Source organism: Streptomyces beigongshangae (assembly GCF_019710745.1).
GTDB lineage: Bacteria > Actinomycetota > Actinomycetes > Streptomycetales > Streptomycetaceae > Streptomyces > Streptomyces beigongshangae.
This window is the reverse complement of record NZ_JAHKJW010000001.1, coordinates 53,717-79,820: the sequence shown is the minus strand read 5'-3', so window position 1 is coordinate 79,820 and position 26,104 is coordinate 53,717. Positions and strand designations below refer to the sequence as shown.

Annotated in this window: 26 protein-coding genes; 22 read left to right on the top strand and 4 right to left on the bottom strand. The window is 72.0% G+C overall.

The window, feature by feature from the left end:
- Window positions 1-4: 4 nt before the first annotated feature.
- Window positions 5-1,288, bottom strand: a complete 1,284-nt coding sequence (locus KM933_RS00365; protein ID WP_221347698.1) for an amino acid deaminase — start codon at window positions 1,286-1,288, stop codon at window positions 5-7.
- A 209-nt stretch (window positions 1,289-1,497) separates the two neighbouring features.
- On the opposite strand from KM933_RS00365, the gene KM933_RS00360 reads away from it, so the two are divergent.
- From KM933_RS00360 to KM933_RS00340, 5 genes are all read left to right on the top strand, one after another.
- The gene (locus KM933_RS00360) at window positions 1,498-2,526 is read left to right on the top strand and encodes a sugar kinase (protein WP_260332867.1); all 1,029 of its coding nucleotides are present in this window, start codon (window positions 1,498-1,500) and stop codon (window positions 2,524-2,526) included.
- Window positions 2,523-3,287 carry an IclR family transcriptional regulator gene (locus tag KM933_RS00355; protein WP_221347697.1) on the top strand — a complete coding sequence of 255 codons (765 nt, stop codon included), beginning with the start codon at window positions 2,523-2,525 and terminating at the stop codon, window positions 3,285-3,287. Before KM933_RS00360 ends, KM933_RS00355 begins: the two co-directional genes overlap by 4 nt.
- The gene (locus KM933_RS00350) at window positions 3,284-3,697 is read left to right on the top strand and encodes a RidA family protein (protein ID WP_221347696.1); all 414 of its coding nucleotides are present in this window, start codon (window positions 3,284-3,286) and stop codon (window positions 3,695-3,697) included. Before KM933_RS00355 ends, KM933_RS00350 begins: the two co-directional genes overlap by 4 nt.
- A gap of 140 nt (window positions 3,698-3,837) precedes the next feature.
- The gene (locus tag KM933_RS00345) at window positions 3,838-5,406 is read left to right on the top strand and encodes a GntP family permease (RefSeq protein WP_221347695.1); all 1,569 of its coding nucleotides are present in this window, start codon (window positions 3,838-3,840) and stop codon (window positions 5,404-5,406) included.
- 66 nt (window positions 5,407-5,472) lie between these two features.
- Window positions 5,473-6,036 carry a hypothetical protein gene (locus KM933_RS00340; RefSeq protein ID WP_221347694.1) on the top strand — a complete coding sequence of 188 codons (564 nt, stop codon included), beginning with the start codon at window positions 5,473-5,475 and terminating at the stop codon, window positions 6,034-6,036.
- A gap of 79 nt (window positions 6,037-6,115) precedes the next feature.
- Here the strand turns inward: KM933_RS00340 and KM933_RS00335 are convergent, their stop codons facing one another.
- Window positions 6,116-7,519 (bottom strand): M14 family metallopeptidase, encoded by a 1,404-nt coding sequence (locus KM933_RS00335; protein WP_221347693.1) that lies wholly within the window; start codon window positions 7,517-7,519, stop codon window positions 6,116-6,118.
- 336 nt (window positions 7,520-7,855) lie between these two features.
- On the opposite strand from KM933_RS00335, the gene KM933_RS00330 reads away from it, so the two are divergent.
- Window positions 7,856-9,283 carry an Nramp family divalent metal transporter gene (locus KM933_RS00330; RefSeq protein WP_221347692.1) on the top strand — a complete coding sequence of 476 codons (1,428 nt, stop codon included), beginning with the start codon at window positions 7,856-7,858 and terminating at the stop codon, window positions 9,281-9,283.
- A 46-nt stretch (window positions 9,284-9,329) separates the two neighbouring features.
- Here the strand turns inward: KM933_RS00330 and KM933_RS00325 are convergent, their stop codons facing one another.
- Window positions 9,330-11,021: a chitinase gene (locus KM933_RS00325; RefSeq protein WP_221347691.1), complete on the bottom strand. Its 1,692-nt coding sequence runs from the start codon at window positions 11,019-11,021 to the stop codon at window positions 9,330-9,332.
- A 391-nt stretch (window positions 11,022-11,412) separates the two neighbouring features.
- Here KM933_RS00325 and KM933_RS00320 point away from each other — a divergent pair, with 391 nt between their 5' ends.
- The 16 genes from KM933_RS00320 (at window position 11,413) to KM933_RS00245 (ending at window position 25,621) form a co-directional block, all read left to right on the top strand.
- A complete protein-coding gene (locus KM933_RS00320; protein WP_221347690.1) occupies window positions 11,413-12,294 on the top strand; it encodes a hypothetical protein in 882 nt (293 codons plus the stop codon).
- 239 nt (window positions 12,295-12,533) lie between these two features.
- Window positions 12,534-13,247 carry a Flp pilus assembly protein CpaB gene (gene cpaB, locus KM933_RS00315; RefSeq protein ID WP_221347689.1) on the top strand — a complete coding sequence of 238 codons (714 nt, stop codon included), beginning with the start codon at window positions 12,534-12,536 and terminating at the stop codon, window positions 13,245-13,247.
- 53 nt (window positions 13,248-13,300) lie between these two features.
- Window positions 13,301-14,914: a CpaE/TadZ family protein gene (locus tag KM933_RS00310; RefSeq protein WP_221347688.1), complete on the top strand. Its 1,614-nt coding sequence runs from the start codon at window positions 13,301-13,303 to the stop codon at window positions 14,912-14,914.
- A complete protein-coding gene (locus KM933_RS00305; RefSeq protein WP_260332837.1) occupies window positions 14,911-15,288 on the top strand; it encodes a TadE/TadG family type IV pilus assembly protein in 378 nt (125 codons plus the stop codon). The genes KM933_RS00310 and KM933_RS00305 overlap by 4 nt, the downstream gene beginning before the upstream one ends.
- Before the next feature lie 131 nt (window positions 15,289-15,419).
- Complete coding sequence (locus tag KM933_RS00300; RefSeq protein WP_221347687.1) at window positions 15,420-16,760, top strand: TadA family conjugal transfer-associated ATPase; 1,341 nt, start codon at window positions 15,420-15,422, stop codon at window positions 16,758-16,760.
- Between the two features lie 91 nt (window positions 16,761-16,851).
- Window positions 16,852-17,790, top strand: a complete 939-nt coding sequence (locus KM933_RS00295) for a type II secretion system F family protein (RefSeq protein WP_221347686.1) — start codon at window positions 16,852-16,854, stop codon at window positions 17,788-17,790.
- A 31-nt stretch (window positions 17,791-17,821) separates the two neighbouring features.
- Complete coding sequence (locus KM933_RS00290) at window positions 17,822-18,712, top strand: DUF5936 domain-containing protein (RefSeq protein ID WP_221347685.1); 891 nt, start codon at window positions 17,822-17,824, stop codon at window positions 18,710-18,712.
- 1 nt (window position 18,713) lies between these two features.
- On the top strand, window positions 18,714-20,201 hold the full coding sequence (locus KM933_RS00285; RefSeq protein ID WP_221347684.1) for a sensor histidine kinase: 1,488 nt from the start codon (window positions 18,714-18,716) through the stop codon (window positions 20,199-20,201).
- Window positions 20,194-20,958 (top strand): response regulator transcription factor, encoded by a 765-nt coding sequence (locus KM933_RS00280; protein WP_221347683.1) that lies wholly within the window; start codon window positions 20,194-20,196, stop codon window positions 20,956-20,958. Before KM933_RS00285 ends, KM933_RS00280 begins: the two co-directional genes overlap by 8 nt.
- 114 nt (window positions 20,959-21,072) lie before the next feature.
- Window positions 21,073-21,315: a hypothetical protein gene (locus KM933_RS00275; protein WP_430727254.1), complete on the top strand. Its 243-nt coding sequence runs from the start codon at window positions 21,073-21,075 to the stop codon at window positions 21,313-21,315.
- Window positions 21,312-21,920 carry a pilus assembly protein TadG-related protein gene (locus tag KM933_RS00270; RefSeq protein ID WP_221347867.1) on the top strand — a complete coding sequence of 203 codons (609 nt, stop codon included), beginning with the start codon at window positions 21,312-21,314 and terminating at the stop codon, window positions 21,918-21,920. The genes KM933_RS00275 and KM933_RS00270 overlap by 4 nt, the downstream gene beginning before the upstream one ends.
- A 15-nt stretch (window positions 21,921-21,935) precedes the next feature.
- The gene (locus KM933_RS00265; RefSeq protein WP_221347682.1) at window positions 21,936-22,529 is read left to right on the top strand and encodes a hypothetical protein; all 594 of its coding nucleotides are present in this window, start codon (window positions 21,936-21,938) and stop codon (window positions 22,527-22,529) included.
- 2 nt (window positions 22,530-22,531) lie between these two features.
- The gene (locus KM933_RS00260; protein WP_221347681.1) at window positions 22,532-23,155 is read left to right on the top strand and encodes an OmpA family protein; all 624 of its coding nucleotides are present in this window, start codon (window positions 22,532-22,534) and stop codon (window positions 23,153-23,155) included.
- Window positions 23,156-23,232: 77 nt separating this feature from the next.
- On the top strand, window positions 23,233-24,105 hold the full coding sequence (locus tag KM933_RS00255; RefSeq protein ID WP_221347680.1) for an LLM class flavin-dependent oxidoreductase: 873 nt from the start codon (window positions 23,233-23,235) through the stop codon (window positions 24,103-24,105).
- A 75-nt stretch (window positions 24,106-24,180) separates the two neighbouring features.
- The gene (locus KM933_RS00250; protein WP_221347679.1) at window positions 24,181-24,765 is read left to right on the top strand and encodes a GNAT family N-acetyltransferase; all 585 of its coding nucleotides are present in this window, start codon (window positions 24,181-24,183) and stop codon (window positions 24,763-24,765) included.
- A 61-nt stretch (window positions 24,766-24,826) separates the two neighbouring features.
- Window positions 24,827-25,621, top strand: a complete 795-nt coding sequence (locus KM933_RS00245) for a class I SAM-dependent methyltransferase (protein ID WP_260332836.1) — start codon at window positions 24,827-24,829, stop codon at window positions 25,619-25,621.
- 90 nt (window positions 25,622-25,711) lie between these two features.
- On the opposite strand, the gene KM933_RS00240 is transcribed toward KM933_RS00245, so the two are convergent.
- Entirely contained in the window at window positions 25,712-26,062 is a 351-nt protein-coding gene (locus tag KM933_RS00240; protein ID WP_173894742.1) for an ArsR/SmtB family transcription factor, read from the bottom strand.
- Window positions 26,063-26,104: the final 42 nt, after the last annotated feature.

The window sequence follows — 26,104 nt, the reverse complement described above, 5'->3', positions numbered from 1 at the left end:
GCTCCTAGAAGTAGGTGCGGATGTAGTCGACGACCGTGCCGTCCCGCTCGACGAGCGGGATCAGCTGCCACTTGTCGAACGCGGTGCAGGGGTGCGAGAGCCCCATCCCCACCCAGTCGCCCACCCGCAGCCCGACGCCCTCGTCCGTACGGATCCAGGTGTGCTGGTCGGAGAGGGAGGCGACGGTGACGCCGTCCGCCGGCCGCTCGCCCTCCGCCGTCCGCACCACCTGCGCCTCGGGCAGGTCCAGGTCGTACGCCGCGTCGCGCTTGCCGGCGTTCGCGAAGGCCTGCCCGGCCGACGGCCGGGAGACGACCTGCGCCCAGAGCCGGAAGGCGGGGTGCAGGGCGCCCTCCTCGGGGATCCGGACGAAGGGCGTCACCTCGCGGTAGTGCCCGTCGTCGTGCGAGACGTACGCCCCCGAGCGCAGCAGCTTCAGCACCGGCAGCGACAGCCCGGGCAGCTCGGCGAAGACGTCCGCCACCGCGTCGAACCAGGCGCTGCCGCCCGCGCTCACCACGATCTCGTCCACCCCGGCCAGGCCGAACCGCCCCGCCTTGTCGAAGTCCACGGCCAGGGCGGTCAGCCGCCGCAGCCACGCCCGCACCCGCTGCGGGTCGGCGTCCGGCACCTCGCCCTCGTACCCCGCGACCCCCACCAGCCGCAGCGTGTCCGTGCCGGCCACGGCGTCCGCGACGGCGGCGCACTCCGCCTCCGTGCGCGCACCGGTCCGGGCCCCCTCGCCCGCGCCCAGCTCCACGACGACGTCCACCGGCCGGGAGCCCCCGCGCAGCGCGGCGTCCATCAGCTCGACCCCGCGCACCGAGTCGACGTAACAGATGAACCGGAAGCCGGGGTCGGCGGTGAGCTGTGCGGAGACCCAGGCGAGGGCGGCCGGGTCGACCAGCTCGTTGGCGAGGAAGATCCGCCGGACGCCGAACGCCCGCGCCACCCGCACCTGGTGCGGCACGGCGAGGGTGATGCCCCAGGCGCCGTGCTCGATCTGCCGGTGGAAGAGCCGGGGGGCCATCGAGGTCTTGCCGTGCGGCGCGAAGGCGAGGCCGTGGCGCTCCGCGTACGTCCTCATGAGCCGCAGATTGTGTTCGAGGCGTTCGGCGGACAGGGCCAGCACCGGGGTGGTGAACCCCCCGCTGAACAGATTGCGCCGCTGGGCGGCCAGCTCGCCGACGGTCAGGCCCTCGGCGTCGGGCGGGAGGCCCTTGAAACGGTGGTCGACCCGCTCGTCCGCGAGCGAGGCAAGACGTTCCGCGCCGGAGTCGGCAGCCATAAGACCTCCCTGATCAGCTCTGTTGCAATCTGTGCAACAGGCATTGCGTAGCGCGCTTACTGCTGTCTAACATCTCGCCCAACGCCGGGTCAACGGAACCGCCCGGACCCGCAGCGCAAGGAGCCCCAGCCATCGTGACCCCCACCGGACCGTCCGACGACGCCACGCGCCCCCCGGCCGACGCGGAGGTCGTCACCCTCGGCGAGTCCATGGTCACGTTCCTCCCCTCCCGCCCGGGCCGCCTCGCCGACGTACCGTCCTTCGAGCGCGCGATCGGGGGCGCGGAGTCCAACGTGGCCTGCGCGCTGGCGGCCGCGGGGCACACCGTGAAGTGGGTCGGCCGGGTCGGGGCCGACGGCTTCGGCGACCACCTCGTCGAGACCATCGGCTCGTACGGGGTCGACACCTCGGCCGTACGCCGCGATCCCGCCCGCCCCACCGGCGTCTACTTCCGCACGGCCGGCGACCGCTCCACGGACGCCCACGAGGTGGCGTACTACCGCAAGGGCTCGGCGGCCTCGGCGATGGCCCCGGCGACCGTCGACCTGGCAGCGCTCGACTCGGGCCGCGTCCTGCACCTCTCCGGCATCACGGCAGCCCTCTCGCAGGACTGCCTGGCCCTCCTGAGGGCACTCACCGCCCCCCGCCCCGGCCGCCCCCTGATCTCCTTCGACGTGAACCACCGCGAGGGCCTCTGGCCCGACCCGGCCACGGCGGGCACCACCCTCCTCGCACTGGCCCGCGCCGCGGACCTGGTCTTCGTCGGCGAGGACGAGGCGGAGGCGGCCTGGGGTGTCACGGGCGGCCCGGAAGCGATCCGCGAGGCCCTCCCGGAACCCCGCGCCCTGGTGGTCAAGAGCGGCAGCGCGGGCGCGACGCTGTTCGAGGCGCAGGCCCCCGGGGACCGGCAGCCGGATACGCACCCGCGCCACGACACGGTCACCTACGCCCCGGCGCTCGAGGTGGACGTGGTCGCCCCCGTCGGCGCGGGCGACGCCTTCGCGGCCGGCTTCCTGTCGGCGACCCTCCGCGCCCTCCCCCCGGCCCACCGCCTCCGCCACGGCCACCTCATGGCCGCGGCCGCCCTCACCGCCCCCGGCGACCTCGCCGCACCCCCCTCACGCGCCCACGCCGACCGCCTCGCCGCCCTGGACGACGACGCGTGGGGGAGACTGCGACTCGGCCCCGGCTGGACGAACGCCGCAGACCGGGCCCAGGAGGAGGTACCCACCCCATGAGCCAGACCGTCGACCGCGCGCTGAGCATCCTGCCGCTGCTCGCGGAAGGCCCCGCCGACCTGGGACAGGTCGCCGACCGCCTCGGCGTCCACAAGTCCACCGCCCTGCGCCTGCTGCGCACGCTCCACGAACACGGCCTGGTCTACCGCCAGTCCGACCAGCGCTACCGCCTGGGCGCCCGCCTCTTCGCGCTCGCCCAGGAGGCCGTGGAGAACCTCGACGTCCGCGAGATCGCCCACCCCCACCTCGTACGCCTCAACGAGAGCTGCGGTCACACCGTCCACCTCGCCGTGCACGAGGACGGCGAGGTGCTCTACATCGACAAGGTCGACAGCCGCTACCCGGTGCGCATGTACTCGCGGATCGGCAAACCCGTCGCCATCACGGTCGCCGCCGTGGCCAAGCTGCTGCTGGCCGACCTCCCCGAGCCGGAGCGCCGCGCCCTCGCGGAGAAGCTCGACTACCCCATGTACACGTCCCGTTCGACCCCCAGCGCCCCCGCCTTCCTGCGGGAGCTGGACAAGGTGCGCGAACAGGGCTGGGCCACCGACCTCGGCGGCCACGAGGAGTCCATCAACTGCGTCGCCGCACCCGTCCGCGGCGCCGACGGGCGGGTCGTCGCGGCCATGTCCGTCTCCGCCCCGAACGTCGTCGTCGGCGCGGACGAACTCCTCACCCTGCTGCCACTGGTCCGCCGTACCGCGGACGCCATCAGCGGCGAGTACTCAGGCAAGACCCCGACGAAGGAAGCCGGCCCATGACCGACAAGACCGCCCTCACCCCGAAGACCCACACCACCCCGCCGGCGAAGTTCTCGCACGGCGTCCGGAAGGGCAACATCCTCCAGGTCGCGGGCCAGGTGGGCTTCCTGCCCGCCGTCGAGGGCCGGCCGCCGACGCCCGCGGGGCCGACCCTGCGCGAGCAGACCCTCCAGACGCTCGCCAACGTCAGGGCCATCCTCGAAGAGGGCGGCGCCTCCTGGGACGACGCGATGATGATCCGCGTCTACCTCACGGACGTCGACCACTTCGCCGAGATGAACGCGATCTACAACGCGTACTTCGAGGAGCAGGGCCTGACCGCGCCCCCCGCGGCCCGCACCACCGTCTACGTGGGCCTCCCGGCGGGCCTGCTGATCGAGATCGACGCGCTGGCGGTCCTGGACGGCTGAGCCCCGCCCCGCGCCCCTCCGGGGGCGCGGGAAACGCGCCTCCGGCCGGACACGACGCATCCCCCTCTCCCCACCCCCCCGCAGGACGCACGGCAATACCCCCTGCCCGAAACCCCATGCTTCGAAGAAGAGGCCCTCCCATGTCATCCCTCCTTGCCGCGACACCGGCCCCGGAGACCCCACCCCACACAGGCGGCCTGCTCCTCCTCCTGGACGGCACCGCGGGCCTGCTGACCGTCGCGGCCCTCGGCATCGTGCTGCTGCTCGTCCTGATCATCAAGGTCAGGCTCCAGCCGTTCGTCGCCCTGCTGGCCGTCTCCATAGCCGTCGGCCTCTCGGCCGGCCTCTCCGTCACCGAACTCTTCGGCACCGTCCAGCGCTCGGCCTCGGTCTCGATGATCGAGTCGGGCATGGGCGGCATCCTGGGCCACGTCGCGATCATCATCGGCCTCGGCACGATGCTCGGCGCGATCCTGGAGGTGTCGGGCGGCGCGGAAGCGCTCTCCACCCGTCTGCTCAACCTCTTCGGTGAGAAGCGCGCCCCGCTCGCCATGGGCCTGACCGGCCTCATCTTCGGCATCCCGGTCTTCTTCGACGTCGGCATCTTCGTGCTCGCGCCGATCGTGTACGCCGCCGCCAAGCGCTCCGGCAAGTCGATCCTGCTCTACTGCATGCCGCTGCTCGCGGGCCTGTCGATGACCCACGCGTTCCTGCCGCCGCACCCCGGCCCGGTCGCCGCCGCCGGCCTGTTCGACGTCGACCTCGGCTGGGTCATCCTGATGGGCGTCGTCGTCGGCGTCCCGGCCGTGCTCGCCGCCTGGGCGTACGCCGCCTGGATCGGCCGGCGCATCTTCGTCCCCGTACCGCAGGACATGCTGGAGGCGGCCGACGAGGCGAAGGCCGCCGTCGCCGAGGAGCGGGCCGCGCGCCGCGCCGCGGCCCGCTCGGCGGGAGCCGCGAACGCTACCGGCACCGGCAAGGGAACCGGCGCAGGCACCGGCACCGTCGTGACCGCCGGCCCCGAGGACTACGCCGAGCAGCCCGTCCCGCTCCCCACCGTCTTCCTCATCATCGGCACGCCGCTGCTGCTGATCCTCGCCGCGACCTTCTCCTCGATCACGCTGGACCCCTCGACGCCGCGCTCGGTCATCGAGTTCTTCGGGCACCCCTTCGTCGCGCTGACGATCGCGCTGCTGATGGCCTACTACCTGCTGGGCATCCGGCGCGGCTGGTCCCGCAAGTCGCTGGAGACGGTGTCCACCTCGTCCCTCAAGCCGGTCGGCAACATCCTGCTGGTCGTCGGCGCGGGCGGCGTCTTCGGCGCCGTCCTCAAGGGCTCGGGCATCGCCGACGCGCTCGCCGACACCTTCAACGACGTCGGGCTGCCGGTCATCGTGCTGGCCTGGCTGATCTCCGTCGTCCTGCGGGTCGCCCAGGGTTCGGCGACGGTCGCCATCGTCACCACCGCCGGCATCGTCGTCCCGCTCGTCGAGGGCCAGGACCTCTCCCAGGCCCATCTGGCGCTGGTCATCATGGCGATCTCGGCGGGCTCGATCTTCGCCTCGCACGTCAACGACGGCGGTTTCTGGATCGTCGCCAAGTACTTCGGCATCTCGGAACGCGACACCCTCAAGTCGTGGACGGTCCTGGAGACGGTGCTGTCGGTGGCGGGCTTCGCGGTGGCGGCGTTGCTCAGCATCTTCATATGACGATGTAGCGGGACGAAGCGGAGCCCGACTGTTCCTGGCACAGGATCGTCGACCATACTGCCCGCTGTGGAGCAGCGCATAGGACCCAACATCCCGCCCCTGCAAGGCGCCGCGGTCGATCCGGCGTTCGTGCCCGGCATCACGGGCCCGCGCCCCGCCGAGCCCGACGCCGCGAAGCCGAAGGAGCCCGCCGAGGAGGCCGTCCCGGACGGGACGGCCTCCGACGGCCCGGCGACGAAGGAGGAACAGGAACCCTCCGACGTGGAGGAGCCGGACGACGAGTCCGGAGAGCCCGAGGAGGCGCCGGCCCCGGACGGCGGCCCGGTCTTCGAGGCCGCCGACCGCCGCGCGAAGGTCGTCGCCGACCACAGCGGCGTACGGCTGCGCCTGGACGACCAGGAGGCCGAGTTCCGCTGGGACGAGATCGGCGCCGTGGAGACCGAGTCCCCGCGCTTCGGGAAGCGTTTCACCATCACGGTGCACACACCCGACCGCCGCTGGTACTTCCTGGAGATCGAGGCGAAGTCGCGCTCCGACTTCAAGGAGTGGGAGACGGACCTGGACAAGGTCCTGGACACCTACTTCGAAGAGGCCGGGGACGGGGAAGCCCCGGAACCGAGCGCCCTGTAAGGGGTGCGGGGAACTGCGCGATCAGCCACGACGGACGCGCAGTTCCCCACACACCTCAAGACACCTCGGGTTACCCCGCTCAGCCGCAGTACTGCGTCTCCTTCCCGATGGACCGGTACATGCAGTCCGCGTTCTCCAGCAGCTGCAGCACCGCATCCCGGTTCCGCGAGGTCTCCCGCTCGATGACCTCGTCGGGCGGGTAGAACCCGCCCCCGCCACTGGACGACGGATACATCTCGAAGGTGTAGCCGAAGATCTTCTGGCTGCCCCACAGGTAGTCGTCGATCGACCCGTCCGTGATGTAGAGGTCGCTCGCCTGCTCCGGCGTGTAGCCGTTGCTGGCGGCCATCTTCTGCCCGACCGCGGCGAAGGCGTTGCGGTCGTCCGCCGTCATGCCGGTCGTGGTGTCCGCGGTGGTGTACCCGAAGGGCCACAGCACCAGTTCGCTGTACGTGTGGAAGTCGATCCCCGCCCTGATCTGCTGCGTGCCGCCGACGACCCGGCTGCGCACGAAGTCGGCGACGACCTTCACCTCGGGCGCCGACTCGGCGGCCGGACCCCGGTAGGTCTCGGAGGACGTGGAACCGGACGATCCGCCGCAGCAGCCCCAGCGGTAGTTCCAGTTGCGGTTCAGGTCCGTGCCGACGGCCGAACTGCCCGTGTTGGGCTGGCGGTTCTTGCGCCACGAGCGGTACGCGCCGGTCGCGATGTCGTACTCGCCGCCGTCCGGGTTGAGGTCGGGGAGGATCCAGATCTCGCGGTTGTTCACCATGTTGGTGATCCGGGAGTCCGAGCCGTACCCGGCGCCCAGCTCGCGCAGCAGGTAGAGCGCCATCTCCACGGTGAGGTGCTCGCGCGCGTGCTGGTGGTGGGTGAAGAGCACCTCGGGCTCGGACTCGTCGGTGGCGACGTTGTCGCTGATCTTGATGGCGACGATGTCCCGGCCCTGGTACGACTTCCCGATCACGCGCCTGCTCATGATGGACGGGTAGGCGCTCAGGCGCTGGCTGATCTCCGTGTTCATCTCGGCGTAGTTGTGGTAGCGCGAGTCGGCGGAGGGGAAGTCGAGGACGCCCACGTCGGCGGCGCTCGACCGGTCCGGGGCGGCGCCGAGGAGCGAGACCTCGTACCCGAGCCGCCGCAGTTTCCCCGCCTGGGACGCGCGGCCCGAGACGACGACGCCCTCCTCGTCGGCCTCGTCGATCGACACCCCGGTCCGCGCGATGGCCGTACGGGTGGCCGAGGTGCTGCCGTGCAGGTGGATCTCGTACTGGCGGATCTCGTCCGCGTCCGGGGAGCCGGCGGCGGGGGCCGCTCCGGGGGCGCCGCTCGCGCTGGTCGTGGCGGCGACGGGCGCCGCGAGCGCCAGGGCGAGGAGGGTGGCGAGGGCGGCGGTGCGCCGACCGCGCCGGCGGGCGGGGGGAACCACGGCGGGTGTGCCGCCGCTTCCTCCGTCACTGCTTCCTCTGCTGCGAAGTCGCATGGATTCTCCTGTTTCTCCAGAATTCCGGGATCACCGGAAGGCGTGGGGATGGAGCGGGGATGGATCGGTGCGACGTGCCCGGGCCGGCCGCCGGGACGCCGAGGCGTCGGCGGGACCCTGTGTGCGGGTTGTGGCGCTCATCGTGGAGTGCTGGCATGTTCGGGTCAAGGGAAAGCCGGAAGCCGGTGCGGGGAACAGGCCGGGATCGCGCCGTCCTCCCCGGCCCCGCGAAGTCCCTCGGCACCCCTCGAACAGGCAGTACACGCTGTGCACATCGAGTGCCGATCGAAGCGCGCCCTCTTGTGTCCCGGATCCCTTTACGCTTTCTTGATCGGCATGGCGGACACCTCGGAAGGCACGGCGGGACGGGAACCAGGACGGGAGCCAGGACCGGAGACGGGGCCGGAAACGGGGTCACGGCCCCCGGGGAAAGGGGCCTCCGGCGCCCCGGAATCCCGCAGATCCAGCTGGAAGTACATCGGCCCCGGCATCGTGGTCGCCGCGACGGGCGTGGGCGCGGGCGACCTCGTCGCCACACTGATCGCGGGCTCCAACTTCGGCTACACCCTCCTGTGGGCGGCCGTCATCGGCTGTCTGGTCAAGATCTCCCTCGCCGAGGCGGCGGGCCGCTGGCACCTGTCCACCGGCCGGACGCTCTTCGACGGCTGGGCGAGCCTCGGCCGCTGGACGTCGTGGTTCTTCGTCGCGTACGTGGTCATCTGGGGCTTCGTCTACGGGGCGGCGGCCATGTCCTCGTCGGGCCTGCCCCTGCAAGCCTTGTTCCCGGACGTCATGGACCTGAAGTGGTGGGCCATCCTGACCGGTCTCGTCGGCCTGGTCTTCGTCTGGTTCAACAAGTACGCGGTGTTCGAGAAGGTCATGACCGTCCTGGTGGGCGTCATGTTCGTCGTCACGGTCTATCTGGCGGTCCGCGTCACGCCCAACCTGGGCGAGGCGTTCGCGGGCCTGCTGCCGGTCCTGCCCGACGAAAAGGATTCGATCCTCAACACGCTCGGCCTGATCGGCGGCGTCGGCGGCACGATCACGCTGGCCGCGTACGGCTACTGGGTCAACGCGAAGGGCTGGACGAACACCGGCTGGATGAAGGTGATGCGGCTCGACAACCGCGTCGCCTACCTCACCACCGGCGTCTTCGTCATCGCCATGCTCTTCGTCGGGGCGGAGATCCTGCACTCCTCCGAGGTCGCCATCGCGAGCGGCGACAAGGGCCTGGTCCAGCTCGGCGACATCCTGGAGGACGAGTACGGCACGGCGACCGCCAAGTTCTTCCTCATCGGCTTCTTCGCCACGTCCTTCACCTCGCTCATCGGCGTCTGGCACGGCGTGAGCCTGATGTTCGCGGACTTCGTGGAACGCTTCCGCAAGGACCGGGCCGCCGCGTCCGCGGGCGGGAGCACGAAGGCGGGGTCCGGCGAGAAGGCGGGGTCCGGCGAGGAGGTGGCGTCCGGCACCCACGAGAGGTCCTGGCCCTTCCGCGCCTACCTGCTCTGGCTGACCTTCCCGCCCATGATCCTGCTCTTCGAGGGCCAGCCGTTCCGCCTGATCATCCTGTACGGGGTCCTGGGCGCGGCCTTCCTCCCCTTCCTGGCCCTCACCCTGGTCTGGCTCCTCAACTCCTCCCGCACCCCGGCCGAGTGGCGCAACGGCCTCCTGAGCAACGCCATGCTGACGGTCGCGGGCCTGCTCTTCGTCGTCCTGTGCGTGAAGCAGATCTGGGACCAGCCGTGGTCGGAGTTCTTCTGACGGCCGTCCCGCCGCACCGGTGCGGCGGGACGGCCGTCCGCCGCCGCTACGGCAGCGCGTGCACGTGCGGGCCGACCGCGTTCGACCACGCGTTGCCGGCCGTGGCGTCCCAGTTCGTCGACCAGGTCATCGCGCCGCGCAGGTCCGGGTAGGTCCGCGACGGCTTGAACGAACCGCAGTTCGTGCCCCGGGCGAGGCAGTCCAGGGCGTTGTTCACGATCGACGGGGAGACGTACCCGCTGCCCGCGCCGCGGGTCGACGCCGGGACGCCGAGGCCCACCTGGGACGGGGCCAGGCCGTTCTCCAGCTGGATGCAGGCGAGGGCGGTGAGGAAGTCCACCGAGCCCTGCGAGTACACCTTGCCGTCGCAGCCGAGCATCGAGCCGCTGTTGTAGTACTGCATGTTGACGACCGTGAGGATGTCTTTGATGTTCAGGGCCGTCTGGAAGTAGGAGTTCGACGTCGACTGCATGTCGATCGTCTGCGGCGCCATCGTGATGATCAGCGAGGGGCCCGCCTTCGACGAGAGGGACCGCAGCGCCTGCGTCATGTACGTGGCGTTGAGGCCGTTCTCCAGGTCGATGTCGACGCCGTCGAAGCCGTACGTCTGCATCAGCGAGTGGACGGAGTTCGCGAAGTTCGCCGCGGAGGCGGCGTCGTTCACCGCCACCCTGCCGAGCTCACCGCCGATGGAGATGATCACCTTCTTGCCCGCGGCCTGCTTGGCCTTCACGTCGGCCTTGAACTGGTCGACCGTGTAGCCGTTCAGCCCCGCCGAGTCGAGGTTGAAGGTGACGGCGCCGGGCGTCGGCGTGGCGTCGGCGAAGGACACCGCGATGATGTCGTACTGGGACGGGACGTCGGAGATCTTCTGGACGGCCGCGCCGTTGTTGAAGTTCTGCCAGTAGCCGGTCACCGCGTGCTTCGGCAGGTTGCCCCCGTTGCCCGAGGACGCCTTGGTCGTCCCGGTGACCGTGGCCGACCGCGCCGACTCACCGGCCGTGTTGGTCGCGGTGACCTGGAAGGAGTACGAGGTCGAGGCGGCCAGGCCGGTGACCGTCGCCGAGGTGCCGGTCACCGCGGCGACCTTCGTACCGCCGCGGTAGACGTTGTAGCCGCTCGCGCCCGCCACCGGGTTCCAGGCGAGGGAGACCGAGGACGAGGTCGTGGAGGCCACGTTCAGGCCGGCGGGCGTCGCCGGTACCACCGGGTCGGGGTCGCCGCCCGTACCGCCCCCGTCGGGCCCGAACACGGACAGGTCGTCGGCGAAGTACGCCGCCTGCCCGTACCAGCCGTGGGTGTAGACGGTCACGGACGTGGTGTTCGCGCCCGTCGTGAAGGACGTCGTCAGCTGCTTCCAGGAGGAGGAGTCCGGGGTCCACGTCGACACGTCCGTCGTCCCCGTGCCGCTCGCGCCGAGGTACGCGTACCCGCCCTGCACCCATGTGCTCAGGGTGTACCTGGAGTTGGGCTTCACCGCGACGCTCTGGCTGCACCGGGCGTTGTCCTGCCCGGCCGGCGTGGCCTTCAGGGCCGACGCCCCTCCGTGCACGGGGGAGGAGACGGTGGCGCCGCTGCCCGCCGAACAGGTCCAGCCGGTGAGCCCGGACTCGAAGCCGGCGTTCTTGGCGTTGTTGACGTCCGCGGCCGCGGCCTGGCCGGCACCGGCGAGGGAGAGGACGGACGCGGCGAGTACGGCGGCGAGGGCGCCCGCCCAGGTCCGTCTGTGTCTGGGCATGCCTGGTACGCGGTCCACTGGGGCCTCCGGTGGGGGAGTGGGGGAGTGGGGGTGAGGGGAGAACGAGCACGGTGGCCACCGCCGACCTCCCAAAGTGGTCCAGACCAATAAGGTTGTCAAGACCTCTGGCGGACCCAACGCCCCCGCCGCCTCCTGAAGTTGGAGTGCACGCGTCTCACTCTGTGTGGATCACGTACGCACCTTGCGTGAAACGATCTCGGGGATCCGGTGTTGAGCGGCGCGCGCCGTGGATAAGGTGCAGGTGCGGAAGGACACCACAGCGGCAACCACAGTGGCACTATGTGTCCGTCCGTGAGGGAACCATGGCGACACAGGAGCAATCCGGGACGGCGGTCGACCACCTCGTCCCGCTGAACGGGGTGGTGTGCAGGTGCCGACCGCGATAGCCGTCACCGGTTCCGACCTGGTGCTCCCGCCGCACGACCGGCAGACCCCGCCCGCCGTCGTCCAGCCCCTCGACACGCTGGAGAGCTCCCTCACGGCCATGCACGCGCTCATCGAGCAGCACGGCTACGTGATCGCGCTCCACCCCTCCTCCGCGCCGCCCGGCGTCACACGGCGGCTGCACGCCGTGCGCTCCGTCCTGGAGAGCGACCGCATCGCGGTGCTCGGCCTCGACCTGCCGCCGCTCGGCCTCGCCCTGCTGGCCCAGCAGCTGCGCCAGCTCTCCGTCTGCGACTTCAGCCCCGGCGTGCTCGCCTCCTCCGCGCGGCTGCTCGCCCACTACATCTACTCGGGCGCCCTGCTGACCTCGGTGTCCAGGCTCGACCGGGTCCCGGTCCCCCTGAAGTCCCACGCCAGGTCCTGGATGCCGGGCGCCCAGTTCGCCGTACTGGCCACGCCGCGGCCCCAGCTCGTGCGTGTCGGCCAGGAGGAGCTGACCGGCCCGGAGTTCGGGACGCGGATGCTCGTCGCGTCCGGGCAGCTGTCCGCCGAGTGGCTCACCGGGACGCTCGCGCCGGCCTGGCGCGTCCAGGGGGTCGCGACCGTGCCGCTGCCCGCCGAGTCGGCCCGCTGGTGGGGCACGGGCAGGATCGCCGAGTTCGCCGCGGGCCTGCACGACGTGTCCGTGCTGTACCAGCTGGTCTCGTCCGTGCGGCGCGAGGAGTGCCACTGGTGCGGCCTCGAACTCATCGGCGACCGCTGCGGGTTCTGCGCGGCGCCGCTGGCACCACTCGCGTCACGGGAGCTTCCGGACACCGCGGCGCGGGCAGGTTCTCCGGTACGGGCCCTGACCCGAGGGGCCACCTGAACCACTCACGTCCCGCACGCCCCGAACGTCCCGCACGGTCCCGCACGCACACGTGAATAAGGGTACGGAACAGCTGTTCCAGTGTTCCAGGCACGACCCGCTCGACCCCGCTGTCCTCCCGCTCCCCCGATCGAGGTTGTCCGCGCCATGCCGCATCATTCCGGAGGGCGACCCCCGGACCCCCAGCAGAACAGCAGGCCAGCTCAAGAACCCGGTACCGCACCACGAGGTGAGATGTAGTGAACTCACGCCAGCGCCGCGGCGTCATCCTGCTGGTCCTCTCGGTCCTGTGCGCCGTGGCCGCCTTCGCCGGAGTGCTCTCGGTGATCCGGGACGTGAACTCGAAGGTCGGTCCCGAGGTCGCGGCGTACCGGCTGAAGAGCGACATCGCGCCCTACAAGGAGCTGTCCGCGGGCCAGTTCGAGAAGATATCGATGCCCGAGCGGTGGCTCTCCGACACGGCGGTCACCAGCCTCTCCCAGGTCCGCGGCAAGATCGCCGTCACCCAGCTGAAGAAGGGCTCGCTGCTCCAGCGGGACATGATCGTCGACCGGCCGGCGCTGCGGGCCGGCGAGCAGGAGATCGCGATCCTCATCGACGCGGCCACCGGCGTGGCGGGCAAGATCGACCCGGGCTCGCGGGTCAACATCTACGCCACGTTCAAGGACGAGACCGACAACGGCAAGGACCAGTCGAAGGTCATCGTGCAGAACGCCCGCGTCATCGACGTCGGGAAGCTGACCGCGCTGGAACCCGGCCAGTCCGGCAACGACCGCCGCCGCGCCGCGAGCGAGGCCGTCCCCATCACCTTCGCCCTGGACACCGCCGACGCCCAGCGCGTCGCGTACGCCGAGTCGTTCGCCGAACACGTCCGCCTCGCCCTGATCGCGGGGGGCGCCGACACCGACGTCGCACCCGGCGACCGCTCGTACACCCTCGACGAGGACAAGTAGGAGGCCGTGATGCGCTCAGTCCCCACGGGGCCGTCGTCCGCGAGGCCGCGCCCATGACCATCCGCATCCTGCCCGCCGTCGGCGACATCGACTCGGCCCGCTCCCTCAGCACCCTCCTGAGCCAGCTCCCCGACGCCGAACCCGCCGCGCCGGTCGCCGACACCACGGCGCTCCTGGACACCCTGGCCCGGCTGGCCGCGGAGTCCCTCGACGAGCTGCCCGAGGTCGTCCTGGTCCACGAGCGGATCGGCCCGGTCCCCGCGCTCGACGTCATCCGCGACCTGGTGCTGCGCTTCCCGGCCGTGGGCGTCGTCCTCGTCACCGCCGACACCAGCACGGGTGTCCTGACCGCCGCGATGGACTCCGGCGCGCGCGGCATCGTCGGCCTGCCGCTGGGCTACGACTCCCTCGCCGAACGCGTCCAGGCGGCCGCCGCCTGGTCCTCCGGCATGCGGCGCCACCTCGGCAACGGCACCCCCGAGCTGTACGCGGGACCGGGCGGCACCCTCGTCACGGTGACCGGCGCGAAGGGGGGCGTCGGCGCGACGGTCGCGGCCGTCCAGCTCGCCCTGGCCGCCCGGGCCTCGGGCCGCTCCGTGGCCCTGCTGGACCTGGACCTCCAGTCCGGCGACGTGGCCTCCTACCTGGACGTGCGGTTCCGCCGCTCCGTCGCCGACCTCGCCGCGATCAGCGACATCAACCCGCGCGTGCTCCAGGACGCCGTCTACACCCACGAGACCGGGCTCGGCCTGCTCCTCGCCCCCGCCGAGGGCGAGCGCGGGGAGGAGATCACCGACCGGGTGGCCCGGCAGGTCCTGGGCGCCCTGCGCTCGCGCTACGACGTCGTGGTGGTCGACTGCGGAGCCCAGCTGAACGCCGCGAACGCCGCCGCCGTCGAACTCGCCGACCAGGCCCTGCTCCTGATCACCCCCGACGTCGTCGCCGTGCGCGCCGCCAAGCGCATGGTCCGCATGTGGGACCGCCTCCAGATCCGCAAGGCGGAGGAGACCCGCACGGTCGTCAACCGCTTCTCCCGCGGTACGGAGATACAGCCGTCCCTGGTCGAACGCGTCACCGGCACCAAGGTCGCCCGCACCACGGTCCCGGCCGCCTTCAAGGAACTCCAGTCCGTCGTGGACGCGGGCCGGATGCAGGACCTGGACACCCGCTCGACGGTCAAGCAGGCCCTGTGGACCCTGGCGGGCGAGCTGGACCTGGTGGCCGAGCAGCCCGCCGGGGGCGGCGGCCGCCGCCGCAAGTCCTCCGACAAGGGGTCCCTCTCGCTGCGCCGCAAGGGCGGCGACCGGGGAGCGGTCACCCTGGAGTTCGCCGGGATGTTCCCGATCCTGCTGGTCGTGATGGCGATCCTGTGGCAGTGCGTGCTGTACGGCTACACGTACTCGCTGGCCGGGAACGCGGCGGACGAGGCGGCGCGGGCGGCGACGGCGGCGTACGCGGTGGACGGCGATGTCGGGGGAGCCTGCGGCACCGCGGGCGGGGAGCACCTGCCGGGCGCCTGGGACGGCGCCTCGATCAGCTGCGGTGTCGAGGGGCAGGTCATGAAGGCCACGGTCACCGCTCAGGTGCCCCTGTTCTTCCCGGGCTTCGACGCCGGCTGGACGGTCGACGCGGAGGCGGGAGCCGCACTGGAGGGGGACGACGGATGAGACACCGCGTGAAGCGGATCCTGAAGCGCCTGCGGGACGACCGGGGCGTCTCCATGCTGGAGTTCGCCGGTTTCCTGCCCGTCCTCCTCCTGATCGGGATGGCCGCCATCCAGCTCGGCCTCATCGGCTACGGCATCAACCAGGCCGGGTCGGGGGCGCGGGCCGCGGCGCGGGCCGCCTCGCAGGGGGAGGACGGGGGAGCGGCGGGGGCGGCCGCGGTGAGCGGCTGGCTCGACCCGAGCGTGTCGGCTCCCGGGGGCACCGGTGACCTGGTCACCGCGACGGTCACGCTCCAGGTCCCCGCGGTCATCCCGCTGCTGCCGGAGGTGACCGTGCAGCGGGACGCCACCATGCCCAACGACCAGGACGACTGACCGAACGACCGGCGGCCGACGGCTGACGACCGGCGGCCGAACGCCGAAAGACCGAACGCCGAAAGACCGAACGCCCGAACGCCCGAAAGACCGAGAGACCGAGAGACCGAGAGACCGAGAGGAGGCGACCCATGAGCCTGCGATCCCGAATCGCCGCCCCCGACGAGGGCGGAGCCGCCCGCGAGGACGGACACCTCGTCGCCGTCTACCGCGCCAAGCTGCTGGAGGAGATCGACCTCGCGGAGATGTCGAGCCTCGCCGCGGCCGAGCGCCGCATCCGCCTGGAGCGCGTGCTCGGGCACATCATCAGCCGCGAGGGCCCGGTCCTGTCGTCCGCCGAGCGCTCCCAGCTGATCCGCCGGGTCGTCGACGAGGCCCTGGGCCTCGGCGTCCTGGAACCCCTCCTCGCCGACGCGTCGATCACCGAGATCATGGTCAACGGACCGGACTCGATCTTCGTCGAGCGCGCCGGGCGCGTCGAACAGCTCCCGCTCCGCTTCGCCTCGAACGAGCAGCTGATGCAGACCATCGAGCGCATCGTCTCCACCGTCAACCGCCGCGTGGACGAGTCGAACCCGATGGTCGACGCCCGCCTGCCCACCGGGGAGCGCGTCAACGTCATCATCCCGCCGCTCGCCCTCACCGGCCCGACCCTCACGATCCGCCGCTTCCCGCGCGCCTACACCCTCCCGGAACTGATCGGCCTCGGCTCCCTCGACGAGCAGATGCTGATGCTGCTGGCGGCGTTCGTCCGCGCCCGCTTCAACGTCGTCGTCAGCGGCGGCACGGGCTCGGGGAAGACCACGCTCCTCAACGCGCTCTCCGGGCTCGTCCCCTCCCACGAGCGCATCATCACCATCGAGGACTCCGCGGAACTCCAGCTCCAGCAGGAGCACGTGATCCGCCTGGAGTCCCGCCCCCCGAACGTGGAGGGCAAGGGCCAGATCACCATCCGCGACCTGGTCCGCAACTCCCTGCGCATGCGCCCCGACCGCATCATCGTCGGCGAGGTCCGCGGCGGCGAGACCCTCGACATGCTCCAGGCCATGTCGACGGGCCACGACGGCTCCCTCGCCACCGTCCACTCCAACTCCGCCGAGGACGCCCTGATGCGGCTCCAGACCCTCGGCTCGATGTCCGAGGTGCAGATCCCCTTCGAGGCGCTCAGGGACCAGATCAACTCCGCGGTCGACGTCGTCGTCCAGCTCACCCGGCACGCCGACGGCTCCCGCAAGGTCACCGAGATCGCCCTGCTGGTCTCGCACGGCCGCGAACCGTTCCGCATCGTGCCCGTCACCCGCTTCGTCCCGCGACCCACCGGCCCCGACCGGGTCGTCCACGGCCGCTTCGAACACCTGCCGGTGCCCCGCGCGGTCGCGGAGAAGCTGTACGTCGCCAACGAGCCGCTGCCGCCCGCCTTCGGGGTGGCCGAGGCGATCGACGTCCTGAACACCAGGCAGGCCATCGGATGACACCCACCGGAGCCTTCGCCCCCACGGGGCAGGCCGCAAGCGACCTGAGGAGTACGGGAAGCATGAGGGACACGGGCGGGAGGAGCGAGCCGTGAACAACGGAATCCCGCTCGCCCTCGGCGCCACCCTCCTGTGCGGCACGCTCGCCGTCGCGGGCGTGCACACGTACGCGTCCGGCCGCGCCCAGCGCCAGGCCCTCGTCGACCGCCTCTCCGGCGGCCCCCTGCGCACCGCGGCCGGCCGCGCCCGCCGCTTCGCCGCCGTGGACCGCAGGCTGCGCCGCACCCGGCTGGGCCGCGGCATCCAGCTGCGCCTGTCGGCGACGGGTCTCGACGTGACGGCGGGGGAGTTCTTCACCTACGTCACCGCCGTGGCCGTGGCCCTCTGGCTGATCGCGGCCGCCGCCCTGGCCCCGTTCTTCGGCCCCATCGCGGGCCTGATCGGAGTCTGGAGCGCGGCGATCTTCCTCAACTGGCAGCGGCAGAAGCGCATCGAGGCGTTCATCAACCAGCTGCCGGACGTGGCACGCCTGCTGGCCAACGCGGCGGCGGCGGGCCTCGCCCTGCGCACCGCGCTGGCGATGGCCGCGGAGGAGCTGGAGGCCCCGGCGGGCGAGGAGCTGGCCCGGGTGGCCGACCAGCTGACCCTGGGCCGTTCGGTGGACGACGCCCTGGGCGAGCTGGCCGAACGGCTCCCCTCGCGCGAACTCGTCGTCCTCGTCACCACCCTGGTCCTGTCCAACAAGGCGGGCGGCACGGTCGTCAACTCGCTGCGCAACCTCACCCAGACCCTGGAGGACCGCAAGGAGACCCGCCGCGAGGTCCGCACCATGCTGTCCGAGGTCAACGCGACGGCCTTCACCGTGCCCCTCCTCGGCCTGGGCTCCCTCCTCCTCATCAACTCGTCGAACGAGGGGGCCCTGGCCAAGGTGACCGGCTCCCCGCTGGGCCAGACCCTGGTGCTGATCTCCATGGGGCTCTACACGATCGGCTTCTTCGTCATCCGCCGCCTGGGCAAGATCGAAGTATGAGTACGCGCAAGGACACGAGGAGGGGATCACGGTGCCGGCTCTGCTGCTCGCCACGCTGATGGGGCTGGCCGTCGGGGGCTTCCTCCTCGGGCTGCGCATGTACCGGGCGGAAGCCAGGCTCCCCAGCGACCTGGCCCTCGCCCTGGAGGTCGGCGGGAGCCGCGTCTCGAAGGCGGACTCGGCCGTCGACCGCCTCGGCATGCGCTTCGCCCCGCTCGTGCTGCGCCTGATGGGCCCGCGCCGCGTGGACGCCAAACGCCGCCGCATCGACATGGCGGGCAATCCCGGCGGCCTGACCCTGAACCGCTACGCGGCCCGCCGGGCGGTGTACGGCGTCTTCGGCGCCATGCTCTTCCTGATCTTCCTCAACAACGGCCGGCTCCTGCTCGCCCTCCTGGCCCTGGCGTTCGGCCTGCTGGCCGCCGACGCGCTGATCTGGCAGGCGATCCGTGAACGCAAGGAGGTCATCGACCGCACCCTCCCCGACTTCCTGGACGTCCTGGCGGTCGTGGTGTCGGCGGGCCTCGGCTTCCGCCAGGCCCTGGAGCGCGTCGCCGACCACTACGCGGGCCCGTGGGCGGACGAGCTGCGCATAACCCTCCGGCAGATGGACATGGGTGTCAGCCGCCGCCAGGCATTCGACGAACTGCGCAGGCGCAACTCCTCCGAGCAGGTCGCCCAGTTCGTCTCGGCACTCCAGCAGGGCGAGGAACTGGGCTCCCCGATCGCGGACACCCTGATCCAGCTGGCCACGGACATGCGCCGCACCGACGCCCAGAACTCCCGCCGCCGGGCGGCGAAGACGATCCCCAAGGCGACGATGGTCACCCTGGTCTTCATGCTCCCGGCCACGATGATCCTCATCGCCACGGGGATGTTCCTGGGCTCGGGCACGAACTTCGGCTCCGTCCTGGGCCGCTGAGATGACGACCGGCCGGGGCCCCGGGGCACGCGGCGGATCCGCGCCCCGGAAGCGGGAGGGGCGCGGGGAACCGCGCGCCCGGCCCCGACGGACCCGCGGCCTCAGGACGGCCCGTCCCACCGGCGGCCCTCGCACGACGGCCCGCCCCACCGGCTACTTCGCAGACGACGCGGCAGCGCCGGGCAGTGTCCGGCTCCAGCTCAACGCCTTACAGGCCCTGTGCCGGCAGGCGTTCGCCGTCCGCCTCACCCTCATCGCCCTCGGCGCCCCCTTCGCCACGGCCAACGCGGCGGACGGCCTCCCCCGCCACGCCGTCCTCGCCGCGGCGGTCCTGGGCGTCATGGGCTCGTACGCCATGCTCAGGGACTGGGACAGGTTCGCGCCCCGTCTCCTGGCCCACCCGACCCTCATGGCGGTGGACCTGGTCTTCGGCGCGGTGCTCCTCCTGACGGCCTCCCCCGCCTCCCCCCTCGCGTACGCCGCGGTCTGCACCCCCCTGCTGGCGGGCCTGCTGTACGGCTGGCGCGGCTCGGGGATCTTCACGGGGCTCCAGCTGGTGGTCCTGCTCACGGTGTTCAGGGCGTGGGACCAGCGCCCCGGCGCCGGTGCCAGCACCCTCCTCGTCGCCGGTTTCTGCGTGGCGGCGGGCATCATCGGCGTCACCCTGCGCAACCTGATGTTCCACTTCGGCGCGGCGAGCCGGGCCCTCGCGGAGGCGAACTCCCGTCTGGCGGTGGCGGAGGCCGTCGAGTCGGAACGGGCGCGCCTGGCCCGTGAGATGCACGACTCGGTGGCCAAGACCCTGCACGGCCTCGCGCTGTCGGCGGAGGCCCTGGCGGTCACCGCGGACCGTGACACCGACCCCCGCGCCCTCGGGGCCCAGGCCGCGGCCGTGGCGGGGGCGGCACGCCGGGCGGCGGCGGAGTCCCGCGACCTCCTCACGGACCTGCGGGCCCACACCGCCCTGGCGGCCCCGCCCCCGGACCTGCCGGCGGAACTGGCGTCGAGGGTGGCCGACTTCGAATCCCGTACGGGCCTGACGGCGACCTTCACCCACGAGACCACCCCGGCCCCGGCCTCGCCCCCGGCCCAGGCTTCGCCTCCGGCCCCGCCCCTCCCTCCCGGAACGTCGCGCCACCTCCTGGCGATCGTCTCGGAGGCCCTGGAGAACGCACACCGCCACGCGAACGCGACCCGGGTGGACGTCACCCTCACCTCCGGCACGCGCGCCGTACCGCCCGCCCTGCGCCTGACCGTGCGGGACGACGGCGCCGGTCCGGCCGTGTTCCTGGAGGACGTGCACGTCCTGGCGAGATCCGGCCACTTCGGTCTGCTGGGCATGCTGGAGCGCGCGGCGTCCGTGGGGGCGGCCCTCCGTCTGCGCACGGCCGAACGCGGAGGCACGGAGGTCATCGTGGACCTCCCGCTCGCCTCCCCCCTGTCCGCACGCCCCCCGCACACTCCACGAGAGGAGGCCGCACATGCCTGACCAGGCACTCCCCGGCCCGCCCCTGCACGTGCTCGTGGCCGACGACAACCCGGTCGTACGGGCCGGTCTCGCGGCCCTGCTGGGCGCGCACCCCGACATCGAGGTCGTGGCCCAGGCGTCCGACGGCGCGCAGGCCCTCACGAGCGCGACCCGCCACCACCCCGACGTGATCCTGCTCGACGTACGCATGCCGGGCACGGACGGCCTGACCGCGCTGCCCCCGCTGGCCCGGCTCGCTCCGGTGATGATGCTGACGTACAGCCGTGAACCCGAGGTGGTGGCCCAGGCACTGCGCCTGGGCGCGGTCGGCTACCTCGTCCACGGCGAGTTCACGGCCGCCGAACTGATCGGCGCGGTCCGGGACCTGCGCGCCGGTACGGCCACTTTCACGTCCTCCGCCGTCGATGTCTCGGATTCGCTCGGCGTTTCGTACGAACCGAACCAAAACTCTTCGCACCTGCAATCGATTGTGACACAGTCGTCGGAGGCCCGGCCCGCCCACGCGGCAGGACTCCACCGCCGCGGCCGCAACCACTGCGATCACGGGCTGAGTTCACGGGAGGTGGAGGTCATGGATCTCATCGCGACCGGCATGAGCAACCGGCAGATCGCCGCCACGTGCTTCATCAGCGAGAAGACGGTCAAGAACCACATCAACCGCATCTTCGCAAAGCTGCACAGTTCTTCGCGCAGCGAAGCGATAGCCCACTGGCTGGGCACGGCCCGCGAGGGAACCCACGGGGGGTGGAACCGGTGACTCCGATGACTCCGGCAAAGGGAAGTTGGGCCCCTGGACCCACTTGCGGCAGGTGGGTTCTCACGTACGGTGCGCGGGAAGGTAGTGGTTCTGGGTGGGAGGGAAGGGGACGTGATGGCGAGGAACTGGACGCTGAGGGCGACGGCCGGCATGGAGCGGGCGTTGGCGACCTGGGCGCAGACCGTCTCCGGCCGGATGCGCGGACGCGACCGGGACGCGGGCGCGGGATTCGTCGAGTACGCGGGCTTGATGATCCTCATCGCCGGGATCTTCACGCTGATCGACGGGCTCGGACTGGACGGCCAGATCTCCGGGGCGATCGGCGACGCGGTCGCGGATGTCGTCGGGGGCGGCTGACCCCGCCGGGCTTTCGTGGCGACCGGGGGTCGATCCTCCCTCTTTACATCTGGCTGACGGGGATCCTGCTCTTCGCCGCGTTCGCCTTTTTCGCCTTCGCCCAGGCGGCGTCCGCGCGGAACGGAGCACAGTCCGCGGCGGACGCCGCCGCGTTGGCTGCGGCGCAGAGCGCCCGGGACGACCTGATGGAGGGCCTGGAGGGCGCCATCGGCGTGGAGGACGACTGGTTGGACTGGCTGGACGGCGACGGGTTCGACGGGGCCGGAGCCACGGCCGCGGCACAGCAACTGGCCGCCGAGAACGACTCGACCGTCCAGGGCGGGGCCCAGGCCACCACCGTCGGTGGACTGCCCGGCTTCCGGGTGGCCGTCGAAACGAACTTCACGGTGGGCGACTCGATCATTCCGGGCACGGAGACACAACACGCCAAGGCGGACGCCACCGCTGTCATCGAACCGCGGTGCGACTTCGACCTCGATGCCGATCCCACGGAACCGATCACACTGGACTGCGACGGCGAACCCGTGGACATTGATCCCGAAGACTTCGATGTGGACGACCTTCCCGACGCATCCGTGCTGTTCTCTGTGCATCTGGCCGAGTGAAAGGAAGCCGTAGCGATGAACATCCGGCGCACCACGAAGGGCCGCACGGTACTGACCGCCGTGGCGATCACGACTGGGCTGGTCCTCACGGTGGCCGGCTGCGGCGGGGGAGGCGATGAGGACAAGCCGGACAAGGCTGCCTCGTCGTCCGCCACCGGCAAGAGCAACGACGACGGCAAGGACGAGGAGTCGCAGGCACCCGGGCAGGACAAGGTGCTCGCTGAGTCCAAGCAGGGCGACATCTCCCTCGCCATCACATCGGCAGTGCGTGACGCCGGGGGTTTCGTGACTGTGTCCGGCACGGTCACGAACAACGGGTCGAGGCTGTTCGTGGCGGCGGACTGGCGCGGCGACGAGAACGAGCTGCGCCAGAACGCCTCGTCCGTCGCCGGCGCGAGCCTGGTGGACCAGTCGGGCAAGAAGAAGTACCTCATCCTCCGTGACACCGAGGGCCGGTGCCTCTGCACGCGCTTCGTCGGCGGCGTGAAGTCGGGCGAGACGGCGGACTGGTACGCCCAGTTCCCCGCCCCGCCCGAGGACACCACCGAGGTCTCCTTCCAGGTCGGCTCGATGCCCCCGGCCTCCGTCGAGATCTCCGAGGGCGAGTGACCATGTCCCTCACCCCCCGCGCCGCGGCGGTCGCCCTCACCGCCCTCACCACGCTCGTCTTCATGACCCCCCTGACCGCGGCCCACGCGGACGACGAGGACCCGAGCGCCCCGCCGGGCAGCGTCACCACGTCCCCGCCGCCGGAGGTCGACGCGAACAGCCCGGGGCTGAAGCTCGCCGACGGGGCGACCCTCGCGTCCGCGCGCGTACTGGACATCAAGTCGGTCGTCGAGGACCTCGGCGGCGAGGAGCGGCGCGAGGACACGAACGAGGACGTGACGTTCGCCCTCCAGGCGGAGGTCCTGTTCCCGAAGGACAGCTCGAAGCTCAACCCGGAGGGACGCGGCCGCATCAGGGCGATCGCGGACGAGATCAAAGCCCAGAACGCCACGAACGTCCGCGTCTTCGGCTTCACGGACAACCTGGGCTCGTACGCCCACGGCCTCACCCTCTCCAAGCGGCGCGCGGAGGTCGTCCACGCGCAACTCGCCTCGAACCTCGGCGACATGGACGTCACCTTCGTCGTACGCGGCTACAGCGAGGACTACCCCATCGCCGACAACACCTCGGAACAGGGCCGCCGCAAGAACCGCCGCGTGGAGGTCACGTTCCCGAAGGAGGCGTGAGGAGAGGCGGACCTTGATCTGTCCCGCTCCCCGGACATCAGGTTGTTTCCCGTCCGCCCTCCGGGTAGAGAGGCCGCATGACCACACTCGGTGCCGTCTTCCGGCCGCAGCTGCCCCCAGAACGCCTACGAGCCGTGGCCCGCGCGGCGGACGCCGCCGGGCTGGAGGAACTCTGGCTCTGGGAGGACTGCTTCCTGGAGGGCGGCATCTCGGCGGCCGCGGCCGCCCTCGCGTGGACGGAGCGGCTCCGCGTCGGGGTCGGCCTCCTCCCCGTCCCGTTGCGCAACGTCGCCGCGACCGCGATGGAGACCGCCACCCTGGACCGGCTCTTCCCGGGCAGGGCCGTCCTGGGCGTCGGCCACGGCGTGCAGGACTGGATGGGACAGGTCGGCGCCCGGGCCGAGTCGCCCGTGACCCTCCTGCGCGAGTACCTCGCGGCGCTGCGCGCCCTGCTGCGCGGCGAGCGCGTCACCACCGACGGCCGGTACGTCAAGCTGGACGACGTCGCCCTCGACTGGCCTCCGCCGGCACCGGTGCCGATCCTCGCCGGAGCCACCGGGCCCCGCTCGCTCAGACTCTCCGGAGAGGCCGCGGACGGGACCATCCTCACCGCCAACACGTCGCCGGAGGGGGTGCGCAAGGCCCGCCGGCTCATCGACGAGGGACGCGAGGCGGCCTCCCGCACCGACGCGCACCGGGTGGCCGTCTACCTCCTCACCGCGACGGGCCCCGACGCCGCCGCCCGCCTCCGGGCCGAGCAGCAGGCCGAAGGCGTGGCGTCGGTCCCGGACCTCGGAGCCGCCGGGGACGCCGACGCCGTCGCCCGGGCCGTGCGGCGCCTCGTCGAGGCCGGCGCCGACACCGTGATCCTTCAGCCCACCGCCGACGAGCCGGACCCCGAGGGCTTCATCCGCTTCACGGCCGAGGAGGTACGTCCCCTCGTCCCCTGACATCCGATGGCCGAGCCCCTCCGGAGCGTCGTGGCCCGCGCCGGTTGTCAGTGCCCGGTGCCAGACTCCTGCGGCATGAGCGACGACGCGTACGGACCCCGTGCCACGCAGCCGCACACGCCTCCGCAGCCGCACGCGCGCCCCCGCGTGCGGCTGCGCACCGTGCGGGACACCGATCTGGAGGTCTTCTTCGAGCAGGAGCAGGACCCCGAGGCGACCCGGCGGTCGAGGTTCCCCGCCCGGCCCCGCGACCGCTTCATGACGCACTGGACCACCCGCATCCTCGGCGACCCCACCGTCCTCGTACGGACGGTCGACGTGGACGGCACCCCGGCCGGCAGCATCGTCGCCTGGTGGGAGAAGGACGCGGACACGGGGGAGGACCGGCGCTTCATCGGCTACTGGCTCGGCCGCCCCCACTGGGGCAGGGGCATCGGCACCGAGGCCCTCGCCCTCTTCCTCCGCGAGGAGCGGACACGCCCCCTCCACGCCGACCCCTTCACCGGGAACACCGCCTCGGTGCGCCTCCTGGAGCGGCACGGATTCCGCAGGACCGGCACGCTCCGGCACGGCGAGGACGTGCACGACCTTCTCGTACTCGATGTGCCCGATGTATCCGACGTGCCCGAGGTGTCCGACGGGACCCCGCCCCAGGCGTAGGCGCAGGCGTACCGAAGGGAAATCCGTCGCGTACGCGATGCCCGCCTGTCACCATCGTCCGATGGACCCGACCACCCCGCCGGACGCGGCCGGCCCCACCTTCGGGGAACTCGTCGCCGAAGCCGAGGCGGTCCCCACCGGGGGGTGGGACTTCTCGTGGTTCGAGGGGCGCGCCACCGAGGAGCGCCCCTCCTGGGGGTACGCCCGGGCCATGGGGGAGCGGCTGGCCGGGGCGGAGGCCGCGCTCGACATCCAGACCGGCGGCGGCGAAGTGCTCGCGTCCGCCCGGACGTTGCCGAGGCTCACCGCCGCCACCGAGGGCTGGCCCCCGAACGTCGCCAGGGCCACCGCCCTGCTCCACCCCCGCGGCGCTGTCGTCGTCGCCTGCCCGGAGGACGCCCCGCTGCCGTTCGGCGACGGGGCCTTCGACCTCGTCGTGAGCCGGCATCCGGTGACGCCGCACTGGACGGAGATCGCCCGTGTGCTCCGGCCCGGCGGTACGTACTTCGCCCAGCACGTCGGCCCCGCCAGCGCCCGCGAACTGGTCGAGCACTTCCTCGGCCCGCGGTCCGGCGCCCGGCGCGACGGCCGCGACCCGGACCGCGAACGCGCCGGGGCCGAGGCGGCCGGTCTGGAGATCGTCGGTCTGCGGGCGGAGCGGTTGCGGATGGAGTTCCACGACATCGGGGCCGTCGTGCACTTCCTGCGGAAGGTGGTGTGGACGGTCCCCGGCTTCACCGCCGACCGGTACCGGACCCGGCTGCTGGACCTGCACGAACGGATCGGGGCGAAGGGCCCGTTCGTGGCCCACAGCACCCGCCACCTCTTCGAGGCCCGCAAGCCCGCCACGGCTTGACGGCCCACCGCAGCCCGACGGCCCGGCGGCCCGACCGCCGTGCCCCGTCCGGGCCCCCGCTCACCCGGCGACCCTCACACCCCAGACCTCTCACCCCTCGTCCCGCAGCCCCAGCCGCAGGTGCTCCACGTGGTGCAGTGCCTGTTCCAGCAGCTCCGCCACATGGTGGTCGTACAGCGCGTACACGATCGACCTTCCGCGTCGCTCACCCGTGACGAGCCCCAGGTTCCGCAGCAGCCGCAGCTGGTGCGAGCACGCCGACTGCTCCAGGTCCGCCGCCTCGGCGAGTTCGCCGACCGCGCACGGGCCCTCCCGCAGGCGTGCCAGGATGCGCAGCCGGGAGGGCGTGGCCAGGGCCTGGAGTGTCGCGGCGACGTCCGCTGCGCCGACGGCGTCCAGTCGCTCGCGGGTGCTGCTCTTCGCATCGACTCCGTGGCCCATGCCGCCATCGTAGCGAGGCAGGTACGCCATCCGTCAGACGTG